Source organism: Kitasatospora sp. NPDC001159 (assembly GCF_053598235.1).
In genome coordinates this window covers 121120-134094 of the sequence record NZ_JBSFJV010000003.1, presented here as the reverse complement: position 1 = coordinate 134094, position 12975 = coordinate 121120, and the positions used below count along the sequence as shown (strand labels likewise).

Genomic DNA, 12975 nt, shown 5'->3' with positions numbered 1-12975 from the left:
CCGGTCCTCAGTGACAACGGCCCGCCGCCGTACGCGGTTCCCGCCCGGCCAGTAATCTGTGGCAGGAAATATCGACATCCCTCGGCACCGGGCCGCCGCCCGGGGCTCCGAAAGAGGCAGCCATCAGCGAGTTCGGGCCCGCGCGCGCGGCCCTCGCCGACACCTACGTGGGCGAGGACGCGGTGCTGACCTACGCCCGGGCGCAGTCCGCGCGGACCGGGATACGGGCCATCGGGCCGAGCGGCGGGGCGTGCCTGCGGCTGCTGGCCGCGGCGCTGGACGCCAAGGCGGTGGCCGAGATCGGCACCGGCACCGGTGTGTCCGGGGTCTACCTGCTGCGCGGGATGCGGCCGGACGGCGTGCTCACCACGGTGGACTCCGAGCCGGTGCGCCAGCAGCTGGCCCGTGAGGCGTACCAGGCGGCCGGGTTCGCCGCCAACCGCTCCCGGTTCATACCCGGCCGGGCACTGGAGGTGCTGCCCCGGCTCGCCGACGGCCAGTACGACCTGGTGTTCTGCGACGGCGATCCGGCCGAGTCCCGGGAGTACCTGCTGGAGGCTCTGCGGCTGCTGCGGCCGGGCGGGATGGTCTGCTTCGAGGGGGTCTTCCAGGAGGGCCGGCTGGCCGAGCCGGAGCTGCAGGACCCGCAGACCGGCGCGGTGCGGGACCTGGTCCGGGACGTACGGGAGAGCGACGCGCTGCTGCCCGCGCTGCTGCCGGTCTCCGACGGGCTGCTCTGCGCCGTGAAACGCTAGCGGCCCCGCAGAACGCGCGAGCCCGGGCCGACATGACGTCGTACCCGGGCCCGGCAGCACATCTCCAGGAGATGGCGAGCACCCGCTGCGGTCAGCCGCAGGCCTTCTTCAGGGCCTCGCCGAGGGCGTCGGCCTCGTCAGGCGTGAGCTCCACCACGAGGCGTCCGCCGCCTTCGAGCGGAACGCGCATGATGATGCCCCGCCCCTCTTTGGTGACTTCGAGCGGGCCGTCACCCGTCCGCGGCTTCATGGCCGCCATGCTCGTTCCCCTTCCTGCAACCGCTCAGCTACGCACCGGCAGTCCGTCCACCGCCGGTATCGAACGCATTGATCGGAAGCCATTATCCCGCATGCCACGGCCTGATGACCAACATCACTCTCGGTGCAACCTCGGCCGGACCGGCCCCAACCATCGCAATTGGCGTCATAAGCCCCGGCGTGGCGGCCTTGCCGCCACCGCCGGAAGGTGCGATACCTCACACTCCCCAGCTCGCCGTGCGCTCCGGCATCCTGGCACAACCACCGACACGACGATCGTTTAGGGAGCCCTCGCCCATGTCCGATTCCGTGCTGTACGAGCTGGACGGCGGCCTGGCCGTCATCACCATCAACCGCCCGGAGGCGATGAACGCCCTGGACGTTGTCACCAAGGTCGCCCTGCGCGACACCGTGACCGAGGCGGCCGCGGACCCGGCCGTGCGGGCGGTGCTGCTGACCGGGGCGGGCGAGCGGGCGTTCTGCGTCGGGCAGGACCTGAACGAGCACCTGACGCTGCTGAAGCGGTACGAGGAGACCGGTGAGGGCGCGCTGCGGACCGTCGCCGAGCACTACAACCCGCTGACCCGGGCGCTGGCCGGGATGCGCAAGCCGACCGTGGCCGCGGTCGGCGGGGTGGCGGCCGGCGCGGGCGCCTCGCTCGCCTTCGCCTGCGACTTCCGGATCCTCTCCGACCGGGCCGGCTTCAACACCGCCTTCGCCGGGATCGGCCTGACCGCCGACTCGGGCGCCTCCTGGACGCTGCCCCGGCTGGTCGGCCACGCCAAGGCCACCGAGCTGCTGATGCTGCCCCGGACGGTCAAGGCCGCCGAGGCGATGGAGCTGGGCCTGGCCACCAAGGTGGTGCCGGCCGAGGAACTCGCCGCCACCGCACGGACCTTCGCCCGCGAGCTGGCCGAGGGGCCGACCGTGGCCTACGGCGCCATCAAGGCGTCGCTGGCGTACGGCGCTTCGCACTCGCTGGACGAACTGCTCGACAAGGAGGACGAGCTGCAGACCCTGGCCGGCGAGAGCGAGGACCACCGGATCGCGGTGCGCGCCTTCATCGCCAAGGAGAAGCCGAAGTACGTCGGCCGCTAGGGCGCGCCCCAGGGCTCAGCGCTTCCGCCTCCCGCCGGTGCGGACGTGGCAGTCCGCCAGGTGGTCGTCGACCAGACCGCAGGCCTGCATCAGGGCGTAGGCGGTGGTCGGGCCGACGAAGCGGAAGCCCGCCTTCTTCAACGCCTTCGCCAGCGCCGTCGACTCGGGCGTGACGGCCGGCACCTCCGCCAGTGTGCGGGGGGCCGGCCGGGCCGGGTCGGCGGCGAACTGCCAGATCAGCGCGTCCAGGCCGCCGTCCAGGTCGCGGGCGACCTTGGCGTTGGCGATCGCCGCCTCGATCTTGGCCCGGTTGCGGATGATGCCCGCGTCGGCGAGCAGCCGCTCCTTGTCCGCCTCGCCGAACTCGGCGACCTCGGCGATCTCGAAGCCGGCGAACGCGGCCCGGAAGCCCTCGCGGCGACGCAGGATGGTCAGCCAGGACAGGCCGGACTGGAAGGCCTCCAGGCAGACCCGCTCGAACAGGGCGTCGTCGCCGTGCACCGGGCGGCCCCACTCGGTGTCGTGGTAGACGCGGTAGTCGTCGGTCGAGTCGCCCCAGCCGCAGCGGCGCAGGCCGTCCGCGCCGAGCACCGCGCCCTCCGCGACGTCGGTCACTGCTCCGTCCCCGGCTTCGCGTCCTCGGGGGCCTTGGCGGGCGCCGCGGCGGGCTGGACCACCTTGGCGAACTCCTCCAGGCCGGGCAGCGGTTCGGCGTCCGGGTCCGGGGCGGTGGTGGCCTCGACCGCGCCGCGCAGTTGGGCGGCGGCCTCCAGCTCGGCGATCCGCGAGTCGCGGTAGGCGAGTTCGGCGCCGAGGCGGTCCAGGACGTCGTCCACCTCGTCCATCCGGTAGCCGCGCACGGCCATCGGCAGGCGCAGGTCGTCCACGTCCGTCTTGCTCAGCGGTCGGTCCTGCGGCAGCCGCGCGGCGATGCGGTCCGGCACCGCCTCCGGCATCGAGCCGCCCCCGCCCAGCGCCACCAGCGCGGCGCCGCCGACCACCACGGCCATGGCGACCACGATCACCCAGAACACGAGCTGTCCTCCCGAACTCCCGGCCGGTCCTCGATCAAGTGCCAGGGAACCAGACTGATCATGACAGCATGGTCCCTAGTGAGGCCGGGGGCCATCATCGCACCCGCAGGAGCTGTGGAGGAGACATCGGTGGCACTGCGCCTGGGACCGCGCGAATTCGGTGACGACGAGCTGGTGATCATGGCGATCGTGAACCGGACGCCGGACTCGTTCTTCGACAAGGGCGCGACCTTCGCCGACGAGGCCGCGTTCGCCGCCGCCGACCGCGCGATGGCCGAGGGCGCGGCGATCCTGGACATCGGCGGGGTGAAGGCCGGTCCCGGCGACGAGGTCACGGTCGAGGAGGAGCTGCGGCGCACCGTCCCCTTCGTGGCCGAGCTGCGCAAGCGCCACCCCGACGCGGTGATCAGCGTGGACACCTGGCGGCACGAGGTCGGCGAGGCGGTCTGCGAGGTGGGCGCGGACCTGCTGAACGACGCCTGGGGCGGGGTGGACCCGAAGCTCGCCGAGGTGGCCGCCCGGTACGACGTCGGGCTGGTCTGCACCCACGCGGGCGGCGCCGAGCCGCGCACCCGGCCGCACCGGGTCGGGTACGAGGACGTGATGGCGGACATCCTGCGGGTGACCGTCGGGCTGGCCGAGCGGGCGGTGGGGCTGGGCGTCCGCCGGGACGCGGTGATCATCGACCCGGGGCACGACTTCGGCAAGAACACCCGGCACTCGCTGGAGGCCACCCGGCGGCTGCCCGAGATGACCGCGACCGGCTTCCCGGTGCTGGTCTCGCTCTCCAACAAGGACTTCGTCGGCGAGACCCTGGACAAGCCGGTGAACGAGCGGCTGCTCGGCACCCTGGCCACCACGGCGGTCTCGGCCTGGCTGGGCGCGCAGGTGTACCGGGTGCACCAGGTCGCGGAGACCCGCCAGGTGCTGGACATGGTCGCCTCGATCCGGGGCACCCGCCCCCCGGCGGTCGCCCGCCGGGGGCTGGCCTAGGGCCCCTTGATGGCGCTCGGCTCGCCTCCGGAGCGCTCGGGACCCGGTGCCGACGCTCGGCTCGCTCGCGCTAGATCTCGTTGGCGGGTCGGCGGGCGTCGGCGAGGATCTTCATGACCTCGTCGATGTCGTCGGTGATGTGGAACAGCTCCAGGTCGTGCGGGGCCGCCTTGCCCTGCTCGACCAGGGTGTTCTTCAGCCACTCGTAGAGGCCGCCCCAGTAGGCGCTGCCGTAGAGGATCACCGGGAAGCGGGTGACCTTCTTCGTCTGCACCAGGGTGAGCGCCTCGAACAGTTCGTCCAGCGTGCCGAGCCCGCCGGGCAGCACCACGAAGCCCTGGGCGTACTTCACGAACATCGTCTTGCGGACGAAGAAGTAACGGAAGTTCAGCCCGAGGTCGACGAACTCGTTGAGGCCCTGCTCGAAGGGCAGCTCGATGCCGAGCCCGACGCTCAGCCCGCCGGCTTCCGAGGCGCCGCGGTTGGCGGCCTCCATGGCGCCCGGGCCGCCGCCGGTGATCACCGCGTAGCCGGCCTCGGCGAGGGCCCGGCCGATGGCCACCCCGGCCTCGTACTCGGGCGAGTCGACCGAGGTGCGGGCGGAGCCGAAGACGCTGATCGCGGGCGGGAGTTCGGCGAGGGCGCCGAAGCCCTCGACGAACTCGGAGGTGATCCGCAGCACCCGCCAGGGGTCGGTGTGCAGCCAGTCGGTGGGACCGGTGGTGTCCAGCAGGCGCTGGTCCGTGGTGCTCGTGCCGACCTGGTCCCGGCGCACCAGCACCGGGCCCTTCTGCTTCTCGGGCCAGGCCTTCTTCTTCCGCGGCACGCCGACCTGCTCCGGGCCGTGTCCGTACTGCTTGTCGTCTCCTGTGCCTGTCATGACGAAACCCTACGCCGACCTTCCCCCGTTTTCAGGCAACGGGGGAAGGTCGGTTGGGCAACCGGAAGGTGGCGTTCGGCTGCTGGTCGGATCAGCTGTCGAACCCCGGACCGGCGCGGGTCAGCTGGTCAGCCAGGCGCGCAGCCGGGCCTCGGTCTCGGCGATGGCGGTCAGCGAGCAGTGCTCGTCCCGCTTGTGCGCGAAGTTCGGGTCGCCGGGGCCGTAGTTGACCGCCGGGACGCCGAGCGCGCTGAACCGGGCGACGTCGGTCCAGCCGAACTTGGCCCGGGCCTGACCGCCGGTGGCCGCCAGGAAGGCCTGCGCGGCCGGCTGGGAGAGGCCGGGCAGGGCACCGGCGGCGAAGTCGGTCACGGTCAACTCGAAGCCGCCGAAGACCTCGCGCACGTGCTTCTCCGCCTCGGCCTCGCTGCGGTCCGGCGCGTAGCGGAAGTTGATCGTGATCACGCACTCGTCCGGGATCACGTTGCCGGCCACGCCGCCGTCGATCCGCACCGCGTTGAGGCCCTCGCGGTACTCCAGGCCGTCGATCTCCACCCGGCGCGGCTGGTAGTCGGCGAGCCGGGTGAGCACCTCGGCGGCGTGGTGGACGGCGTTGTCGCCGAGCCAGCTGCGGGCCGCGTGGGCGCGCACGCCGGTGAGCCGGATCTGCGCCCGCAGGGTACCCTGGCAGCCGCCCTCGACCACGGCGTCGCTGGGTTCCATCAGCACCGCGAAGTCGGCGGCCAGCCACTCCGGGCGGTCCTTGGCGAGGTGGCCGAGGCCGTTGCGGTGGGCCTCTACCTCCTCGCAGTCGTAGAACACGTAGGTGAGGTCGCGGTTGGGCTCCGTCAGGGTGGCGGCCAGGCGCAGCGCGACGGCCACGCCGGACTTCATGTCCGAGGTGCCGCAGCCGTAGAGCAGGTCCCCCTCGACGTACGAGGGCAGGTTGTCGGCGATCGGCACGGTGTCCAGGTGACCGGCCAGCACGACGCGCTCACCGCGGCCGAGGTCGGTGCGGGCGACCACGTTGTTGCCGTAGCGGTCCACGGTGAGGTGCGGGTAGCCGCGCAGGGCGGCCTCCACGGCGTCGGCGAGCGCCTGCTCGTCGCCGCTCACCGAGGGGAAGTCGACGAGTCGGGCGGTCAGCGCGCCGCCGTCGAGGGTGAGGTCCAGGGGCGTCGGGTTCGGGCTGCTCATGGCGTCAGCCTATCCGCGTGGATGTGCGGCTCGTGTGGGTGTTCTGTGACACGGAAGGTGCCCGGATCGGCAACCGGAGTACGCCGCACATCCGTCCGAGTGGGTACGGTGTCGGATCAAGATGGCGGGCGCGAGAGGGGCGAGGGTGGCCAGGAGAAGGAACAGCGAGGAGCTGGGCGAGGAGCTGGGCGACGAAGCGGCGCCCCGCCGCCGCGGTCCCGTGCGCGCGCTGTTGCTCGTGCTGGTCGGGCTACTCGGCCTGGCGATGGTCGCCGGCCTGGCGGCGGTCGGGATCTGGTGGTTCGGGTTCCGGCCGGGCGTCTCCGAGGAGTGCTCGGTGAAGACCGCGGCCGGCAGCGGCACGCTGGAGCTGCCGCAGGCCGCCAACGCCGCGACGATCGCCGCGGTGGCGCGTTCGCGCGGGCTGCCGGACCGGGCGACCGCGATCTCGCTGGCGACCGCCATGCAGGAGTCCAAGCTGCGCAACCTCGCGGGCGGTGACCGGGACTCGATCGGCCTGTTCCAGCAGCGGCCCTCGATGGGCTGGGGCACCCCGGCACAGATCGCGGACCCGGTGTACGCGACCAACAAGTTCCTGGACGGTCTGGTCAAGGTCAACGGCTACACCCGGATGCCGCTGACCGACGCGGCCCAGGCGGTGCAGAAGAGCGGCTACCCGCAGGCGTACGCCAAGCACGAGACCAAGGCGACCCTGCTGACCTCGGCGCTGGCCGGGCGTGAGCCGGGCTCCTTCAGCTGCGTGGTGCACGACTACGCCAAGCCGGACCCGGCCGACTCGCCGTCGCCGACCGCGGGCGCCACGGCGACCCCGGTCGCGCAGCCGGACCGCGCCCAGGTGCTGTCCGACCGGGTGCGCCGGGAGTTCGGCCGGACCGTGACCCCGGCCACCGGCTACACCTCGACGATCAAGGGCGCCGAGAACGCGGTCTCGCTGACCCCGGACCCGTCCGCCGCGGCGCTGACCTCCTCGGCGGACGCCGGGGCCGACGCCGGGGCGAGCGCGGAGCGGGCCAGCGGCTGGGAGGTGGCGCACTGGGCGGTCGCGCAGGCCCAGCAGCTGGGCATCGCGACAGTGGCCTACGACGGGAAGATCTGGCGCAAGACCAAGTCCGAGGACGGCTGGCAGACCCAGACCTCGGGGACGTCGACCAAGCTCGTTCAGGTCACCCTGGCCCCGTACGACAAGAGCTGACGCACTGACGTACGGGTTGCCGCCGAACGGGTGGTTCCGGTCAACTCCGGTGGACCGACCGCCCGTTCCGGCGAACCCGGGTGGAGAACCGTCACTTCCCATGGCCGGGGCCGATTCGACGGCGTGCGGTAGGGCCCGGTGGACCCCACTGCTGTGATCATACGATCCGATGGTCGGTCAGGAACTTTCCTTGCACCGGCCGAAACCTTCTGGCTTCTCAAGCGGTAACAACCTCGTCCGCCCGGTCCCGTCCAGGCCCGGTCGTCCACCGGCTGACGGGACGGACCCAGACCCCTTCGAGGAGCCCCATGTCTCACCCCCTCACGCGCCGGATCGCCCAGGCCGCGCTCGTCGTGGCCGCCGGAGCGACCCCGCTGGTCGCGGCCGGCTCCGCGTCCGCCCTGGGCGGGGACGCCCTGCTTCCCAAGAGCGACCTCGCGGCGCCGCTGGGCCAGCTGACCAACGCCGACACCGGTTCCACCCTGCAGCACACCACCCACCAGCTCGGCCAGGCCGCCGGCACCACCGGCGCGGCCACCGTCGCCGCCGGTGTGCCGGCCTCCGCCGATGCCGCCGGCGGCATCGTCGCCCACCAGCTCCCCGAGGCGAACGAGAAGGCCAGCTCGCTGACCGCTCCGGTCGACCAGACCGCCGCCACCACCGGCCAGCTCTCCGCCGTCACCCCGAAGGTCGCCTCGGCGCTGGCCGGCAAGCTCGGCGAGGCCGTCACCGGCAAGGGAATGGGCACCCGCAGCGCCAACGCCGGCGCCAGCCCGGTCGGCGGGCTCGGCCAGGCGGGCGCCGTCGCCCAGGCGCTGCCCGGCACCGACAAGCTCTCCGGCGCCGTCCCCGGCACCAACGCCGTCACCGACGCGCTGCCGCTCGGCTCGGTGGAGCGCGCGCTGCCGGTCGGCTCGGTCGAACACGCCCTGCCCGGCACCGACGTCCTGGGCCTCGCGGAGCACGGCTCGGCCAACCGCCTCGGCGGTGCCGACCTCGGCCCGAACAACCCGCTCTCCGGCCTGACCGGCGCACTCGGCCCGGTCAGCGGCCTGCTGGGCGGCGTGAACGGCGGCGGCATCAGCGGCCTGCCGCTGTAGTCCCGACACGCCGGGGCGTGTCCTGTGGGTCTTGTCGGACCCGGCGGAGATCGGCAGGACACGCCCTGACCCCATGGCGAAGGGGCCGGTGTTCCACTCGGAACACCGGCCCCTTCGGCGTGTCGTCAGCGCGCCGTGTTCAGCCGCTCGACGGCCGCGGCGACCCGCTCGTCGGTCGCGGTGAAGGCGACCCGGACGAAGCGCTCGCCGGCCGGCCCGTAGAAGTCGCCGGGCGCCACCAGGATTCCCAGCCGGGCCAGTTCGGCCACGGTCTCCCAGCACGGGCGGTCCTGGGTCACCCACAGGTAGAGGCTCGCCTCGGAGTGCTCGACCCGGAAGCCGTACGCCTCCAGCGCCGCCCGCAGCGCCGAGCGCCGGGCCGCGTACCGCGCCCGCTGCTCGGCCACGTGCGCGTCGTCCGCCAGGGCCGCGACCGTCGCCGCCTGGACCGGCGCCGGCACGATCATGCCGCCGTGCTTGCGCACCTCCAGCAGCTCCTTGACCACCACCGGGTCGCCCGCCACGAAGGAGGCGCGGTAGCCGGCCAGGTTGGAGCGCTTGGAGAGCGAGTGGACGGCCAGCAGGCCGTCGTGCTGCGTTCCGTCGCCGGGGTCCCCGCAGACGTCCGGGTGCAGGACGGACACCGGGTCGGCCTCCCAGCCCAGCTCCAGGTAGCACTCGTCGCTGACCAGCAGCGCCCGGTGCTCCCGGGCCCACTCGACGGCGCGGCGCAGCTCGTCCTTCCCGAGCACCCGGCCGGTCGGGTTGGACGGCGAGTTCACCCAGAGCAGGCGCACCCGGGAGCCGTCCAGCTCGTCCACCGAGTCGTACTCGACCGGCTCGGCGCCGCACAGCCGGGCGCCCACCTCGTAGGTCGGGTAGGCCAGCCGCGGGTAGGCGACCTGGTCGCCCGGGCCGAGGCCGAGCTGGGTCGGCAGCCAGGCCACCAGCTCCTTGGAGCCGACGGTCGGCAGGACGGCCTGCGGGGCGATCTGCGCGCCGCAGCGGCGGTGCAGCCAGCCGGCGATCGCCTCGCGCAGCTCCAGCGGTCCCCAGACGGTCGGGTAGCCGGGCGTGTCGGTGTGGGCGGCCAGCGCCTTCTGGATCACCTCGGGGACCGGGTCGACGGGGGTGCCGACCGAGAAGTCGCAGAGGCCGCCCGGGTGGGCGAGGGCGGTGGCCTTGTAGGGCTCCAGCTTGTCCCAGGGGAACACGGGGAGTCGGTCCGACAGCCTTGTCCGGCCAGAATGGCGGCGCGCCGCCCCCGGGTGGCCCGGGAACGGCGCGCGCGTGCTGTTCGTGTTCACAGCTCAGTAGCCACCGATCGTCAGTGGTCGGCGTTCTGCGGCGGCAGAGCGGCGATGAACGGGTGGTCCCGCTCGATCAGGCCGAGCTTCGAGGCACCACCGGGCGAGCCGAGGTCGTCGAAGAACTCGACGTTCGCCTTGTAGTAGTCCTTCCACTCCTCCGGAGTGTCGTCCTCGTAGAAGATCGCCTCGACCGGGCAGACCGGCTCGCAAGCGCCACAGTCGACACACTCATCCGGGTGGATGTAGAGGGAACGGCTGCCCTCGTAGATGCAGTCAACCGGGCACTCTTCGATGCACGCCTTGTCCTTCACGTCGACACAAGGCTGCGCGATGACGTAGGTCACGCTGTCGTTCCTCCTCGGAAGGGCCCTGGCGGCCCGTTCTGTTCTGCTCGCGTGCGCGGTGAGCGCGGCGTCGTCGATGCCCGCCCCTAGTATCGCGGGTCTGGGACCGCAAATGCACAGGAGGTGGCCGGATCATGACTCGGGACCCGCTGGAGAGCCGTCCGGAAGTCCGGATAGATCGCTCTGACGTGGGACGACGCGTGTCCGCGCGCCGCGTGTCGGAGTTCGTGGACGGCCGCCCCGTGTTCCGCGATGTGATCGGCGTGCTCACATCGTGGGACGATCAAGGACTCGTGATCGTACCGCGCTCGGGCGAGCCGGTCTCCTTCCCGGAGAAACTGCTGGTCGCGGGCAAGACCGTCCCGCTGTTCCCGGCCCGGCGCGCGGCACATCCGGACGCCACGCCCGTCGAGCTGCAGCGGATCGCCGGGCGCGGCTGGCCCGGGGTCGAGCAGGAGGCACTCGGCGAGTGGACGCTGCGGGCCGCCGCCGGGTTCACCCAGCGGGCCAACTCCGTCCAGGCGCTCGGGGACCCGGGGCTACCACTGCCGCGGGCGCTGACCGCCGTCCGGGACTGGTACGCGGCGCGCGGCCTGCCCGCCCTGGTCGAGGTGGTCACGCCCGGGACCACGGACGAACTGCGGGCGCTGCTGGGCCCGCTGCGCTCGCCGACCCTGGTGCGCACGGCGCCGCTGGCCGGGGTGGCCCGGGCCGGCTCCGGGCACGACAGGGTGCGGCTCTCGCGGACGGCGAACGCGGAGTGGATGTCGCTGTACGGGCGGCTGAGCGAGGACCCGGCGGTGCGGGAGGCGGCCCGGCGGGTGCTGCACGGCGGCCCGTCGGTCTGGTTCGCCACCGTGCCGGGTGCCCCCGGGCAGCCACCGCTGGCGATCGGACGCTGTGTCATCGACGGCCCCTGGGCCTGCTTCGGCGCGATCGAGGTCCAGCCGTACGCCCGGCGGGCGGGGCTGGCGACGGCGGTCATGGCGGTGCTCGCCGCCCGGGCGGCCGAGGAGGGCGCGAGCGGCGCGCACCTGCAGGTCGAGGCCGGCAACGAGGGTGCGATCGCGCTCTATGACGGACTCGGCTTCACGACCAGTCACACTTACCACTACGCGCCCCTGCCCCAGGGGTAGCCGCCCGACCGTTACGCCCTCGTTTGTCCGCTTGTCCGTCCGTCGTACGAAGGCCGTCGTCGTCACCGTGACCGAGCAGAGCAGAGACCGCTTCCGGACCGCCGCCCGCGCCGAGCAGCCCGACCCGGTGCTGCTCTGCGTACTCGCCGCCGCCGAACACGGCCCGGTCCTCGACCCGGGCGACCCGGGCGAGCCGCCGGGCGTGGACGCCCTGCTCGCCGCCTGCGAGGCCGCGCTGGACCGGCACGCGGCGGCGGTACGGCTCGCCGTGGCCGAACGCTCGCCGTCCGGGCCGGAGGAGACCGCCGCCCTGCTCGCCGCCGTCCTCGGCGGGCGGGAGCGGTTCCACGGGCGGCAGTCCGACTACCGGCGGCTGGAGTCCTCGCTGCTACCGGACGTGCTGCGGCGTCGGCGCGGGCTGCCGATCATGCTCTCGCTGGTGTGGATGGCGGTCGGGCAACGGGCCGGGCTCACCGTCCACGGCATCGCGCTGCCCGGCCACTTCATCGTCGCGGTCGGCGGCCCGGCCGGCGGCGAGGAGTACGTGCTCGCCGACCCCTTCCACGGCGGCCGGCTGCTCGACCCTGCCGACGTCGAGCAGTTGGTCGCCGCCGCCGGGCACGACTTCACCCCCACCCTGCTCACCCCGGCCCAGCCGCTGGACATCGTGCTGCGGGTGCTCGGCAACATCCGGGTCTGGGCCGCCGACCGCCCCGAGCACGCCCGCACCCAGCTGTGGGCCACCGAGCTCGCCCTGCTGCTCCCCCGGCATCCCGCCCAGCTGCGCCTGGAGCGGGCCGAACTCCTGGTGCGGATGGGGGACTTCCTCGGCGGATCGGCGGAGATGGACGCCTACGCGCAGATCCTGGACGCCTTCGACCCGGACGGCGCCGCCAAGGTCCGCCAGGAGGCCCGGGCGGCCCGGCACCGGCTCAACTAGCGGCTCACAGCCAGCCCTTCTCGCGGGCGATCCGGACCGCCTCGGTGCGGTTGCGGGCCTCGGTCTTCTGGATCGCCATCGAGAGGTAGTTGCGGACCGTCCCCTCCGACAGGTGCAGCCGCTTGGCGATGTCCGCGTTCACCGCGCCGTCGGCGGCCGCGCCCAGGACGTCCCGCTCGCGCGGGGTCAGCGGGTTGGCGCCCTCGGCCAGCGCGGCCGCGGCCAGCACCGGGTCGATCACCCGCTCGCCGCGCAGCACCCTGCGGATGGCCTCGGCGAGCTCCGAGGCGGGCGCGTCCTTCACCAGGAAGGCGTCCGCACCGGACTCCATCGCCCGGCGCAGATAGCCGGGGCGGCCGAAGGTCGTCGCGATGACCACCTTCGTCCGGGGCGCTCGGCGGCGCAGCTCGGCGGCCGCCTCGATGCCCGTCATGCCCGGCATCTCGATGTCCAGCACGGCGACCTGCACGTCGTTCCCCAGCACCGCCGCCACCACCTCGTCCCCGCGGCCCACCTGCGCGACGACGTCGATGTCCCCCTCCAGCCCGAGCAACGCCGCCAGCGCCTCGCGGACCATGCCCTGGTCCTCGGCGAGCAGCACGCGGATCGAGGGGCTGTTCTCTGTGTTACCCATGGCCATGACCTTAGGGCCTGCCGGGAAAGGGGCTTGAGCCTCCGATAGGGGGAGACCGCACAGTGGTGCCCATGGACGGCCAC

At 73.2% G+C, this 12975-nt stretch carries 15 protein-coding genes; 7 read left to right on the top strand and 8 right to left on the bottom strand.

The window, feature by feature from the left end; all coding sequences use genetic code 11:
• The first annotated feature begins 122 nt into the window (after positions 1 to 122).
• Positions 123 to 755 (top strand): O-methyltransferase, encoded by a 633-nt coding sequence (locus ACWC9T_RS03105; protein WP_045700929.1) that lies wholly within the window; start codon positions 123 to 125, stop codon positions 753 to 755.
• A 91-nt stretch (positions 756 to 846) separates the two neighbouring features.
• On the opposite strand, the gene ACWC9T_RS03100 is transcribed toward ACWC9T_RS03105, so the two are convergent.
• Positions 847 to 1014, bottom strand: a complete 168-nt coding sequence (locus ACWC9T_RS03100) for a DUF3117 domain-containing protein (RefSeq protein WP_014137929.1) — start codon at positions 1012 to 1014, stop codon at positions 847 to 849.
• A 296-nt stretch (positions 1015 to 1310) separates the two neighbouring features.
• Here ACWC9T_RS03100 and ACWC9T_RS03095 point away from each other — a divergent pair, with 296 nt between their 5' ends.
• Positions 1311 to 2111 carry an enoyl-CoA hydratase-related protein gene (locus ACWC9T_RS03095; RefSeq protein ID WP_449819296.1) on the top strand — a complete coding sequence of 267 codons (801 nt, stop codon included), beginning with the start codon at positions 1311 to 1313 and terminating at the stop codon, positions 2109 to 2111.
• A gap of 15 nt (positions 2112 to 2126) precedes the next feature.
• On the opposite strand, the gene ACWC9T_RS03090 is transcribed toward ACWC9T_RS03095, so the two are convergent.
• Positions 2127 to 2726, bottom strand: coding sequence for a DNA-3-methyladenine glycosylase I (locus ACWC9T_RS03090; protein WP_449819295.1), 600 nt, complete (start codon positions 2724 to 2726; stop codon positions 2127 to 2129).
• Entirely contained in the window at positions 2723 to 3145 is a 423-nt protein-coding gene (locus ACWC9T_RS03085) for a DivIVA domain-containing protein (protein WP_449819294.1), read from the bottom strand. The genes ACWC9T_RS03090 and ACWC9T_RS03085 overlap by 4 nt, the downstream gene beginning before the upstream one ends.
• A 180-nt stretch (positions 3146 to 3325) precedes the next feature.
• On the opposite strand from ACWC9T_RS03085, the gene folP reads away from it, so the two are divergent.
• Positions 3326 to 4138 carry a dihydropteroate synthase gene (folP, locus tag ACWC9T_RS03080; RefSeq protein WP_449819350.1) on the top strand — a complete coding sequence of 271 codons (813 nt, stop codon included), beginning with the start codon at positions 3326 to 3328 and terminating at the stop codon, positions 4136 to 4138.
• Positions 4139 to 4208: 70 nt separating this feature from the next.
• Here the strand turns inward: folP and ACWC9T_RS03075 are convergent, their stop codons facing one another.
• Together ACWC9T_RS03075 and dapE are read right to left on the bottom strand one after the other, a co-directional pair.
• A complete protein-coding gene (locus ACWC9T_RS03075) occupies positions 4209 to 5018 on the bottom strand; it encodes an LOG family protein (RefSeq protein ID WP_449819293.1) in 810 nt (269 codons plus the stop codon).
• A 120-nt stretch (positions 5019 to 5138) separates the two neighbouring features.
• The gene (dapE, locus tag ACWC9T_RS03070; protein ID WP_449819292.1) at positions 5139 to 6215 is read right to left on the bottom strand and encodes a succinyl-diaminopimelate desuccinylase; all 1077 of its coding nucleotides are present in this window, start codon (positions 6213 to 6215) and stop codon (positions 5139 to 5141) included.
• 145 nt (positions 6216 to 6360) lie between these two features.
• Here dapE and ACWC9T_RS03065 point away from each other — a divergent pair, with 145 nt between their 5' ends.
• The gene (locus tag ACWC9T_RS03065) at positions 6361 to 7428 is read left to right on the top strand and encodes a hypothetical protein (protein ID WP_449819291.1); all 1068 of its coding nucleotides are present in this window, start codon (positions 6361 to 6363) and stop codon (positions 7426 to 7428) included.
• A gap of 308 nt (positions 7429 to 7736) precedes the next feature.
• A complete protein-coding gene (locus ACWC9T_RS03060; RefSeq protein WP_449819290.1) occupies positions 7737 to 8528 on the top strand; it encodes a hypothetical protein in 792 nt (263 codons plus the stop codon).
• A 125-nt stretch (positions 8529 to 8653) separates the two neighbouring features.
• Here ACWC9T_RS03060 and dapC read toward each other — a convergent pair whose 3' ends face one another.
• Positions 8654 to 9760 carry a succinyldiaminopimelate transaminase gene (gene dapC / locus ACWC9T_RS03055; protein ID WP_449819349.1) on the bottom strand — a complete coding sequence of 369 codons (1107 nt, stop codon included), beginning with the start codon at positions 9758 to 9760 and terminating at the stop codon, positions 8654 to 8656.
• Positions 9761 to 9855: 95 nt separating this feature from the next.
• Complete coding sequence (gene fdxA, locus ACWC9T_RS03050) at positions 9856 to 10182, bottom strand: ferredoxin (RefSeq protein WP_350511846.1); 327 nt, start codon at positions 10180 to 10182, stop codon at positions 9856 to 9858.
• 134 nt (positions 10183 to 10316) lie between these two features.
• On the opposite strand from fdxA, the gene ACWC9T_RS03045 reads away from it, so the two are divergent.
• Both ACWC9T_RS03045 and ACWC9T_RS03040 read left to right on the top strand, forming a co-directional pair.
• Entirely contained in the window at positions 10317 to 11318 is a 1002-nt protein-coding gene (locus ACWC9T_RS03045; protein ID WP_449819289.1) for a GNAT family N-acetyltransferase, read from the top strand.
• Between the two features lie 31 nt (positions 11319 to 11349).
• The gene (locus ACWC9T_RS03040) at positions 11350 to 12258 is read left to right on the top strand and encodes a transglutaminase family protein (RefSeq protein WP_449819288.1); all 909 of its coding nucleotides are present in this window, start codon (positions 11350 to 11352) and stop codon (positions 12256 to 12258) included.
• A gap of 4 nt (positions 12259 to 12262) precedes the next feature.
• On the opposite strand, the gene ACWC9T_RS03035 is transcribed toward ACWC9T_RS03040, so the two are convergent.
• On the bottom strand, positions 12263 to 12892 hold the full coding sequence (locus ACWC9T_RS03035) for a response regulator (protein ID WP_449819287.1): 630 nt from the start codon (positions 12890 to 12892) through the stop codon (positions 12263 to 12265).
• Positions 12893 to 12975 lie beyond the last annotated feature (83 nt).

Bases quoted from the DNA above. Each gene is read 5' to 3' on its own strand.
- ACWC9T_RS03100 (WP_014137929.1), bottom strand. From the start codon at position 1,014: ATGGCGGCCATGAAGCCGCGGACGGGTGACGGCCCGCTCGAAGTCACC.
- ACWC9T_RS03045 (WP_449819289.1), top strand. From the start codon at position 10,317: ATGACTCGGGACCCGCTGGAGAGCCGTCCGGAAGTCCGGATAGATCGC.
- folP (WP_449819350.1), top strand. From the start codon at position 3,326: ATGGCGATCGTGAACCGGACGCCGGACTCGTTCTTCGACAAGGGCGCG.
- dapE (WP_449819292.1), bottom strand. From the start codon at position 6,215: ATGAGCAGCCCGAACCCGACGCCCCTGGACCTCACCCTCGACGGCGGC.
- ACWC9T_RS03075 (WP_449819293.1), bottom strand. From the start codon at position 5,018: ATGACAGGCACAGGAGACGACAAGCAGTACGGACACGGCCCGGAGCAG.
- ACWC9T_RS03060 (WP_449819290.1), top strand. From the start codon at position 7,737: ATGTCTCACCCCCTCACGCGCCGGATCGCCCAGGCCGCGCTCGTCGTG.
- ACWC9T_RS03095 (WP_449819296.1), top strand. From the start codon at position 1,311: ATGTCCGATTCCGTGCTGTACGAGCTGGACGGCGGCCTGGCCGTCATC.
- ACWC9T_RS03035 (WP_449819287.1), bottom strand. From the start codon at position 12,892: ATGGGTAACACAGAGAACAGCCCCTCGATCCGCGTGCTGCTCGCCGAG.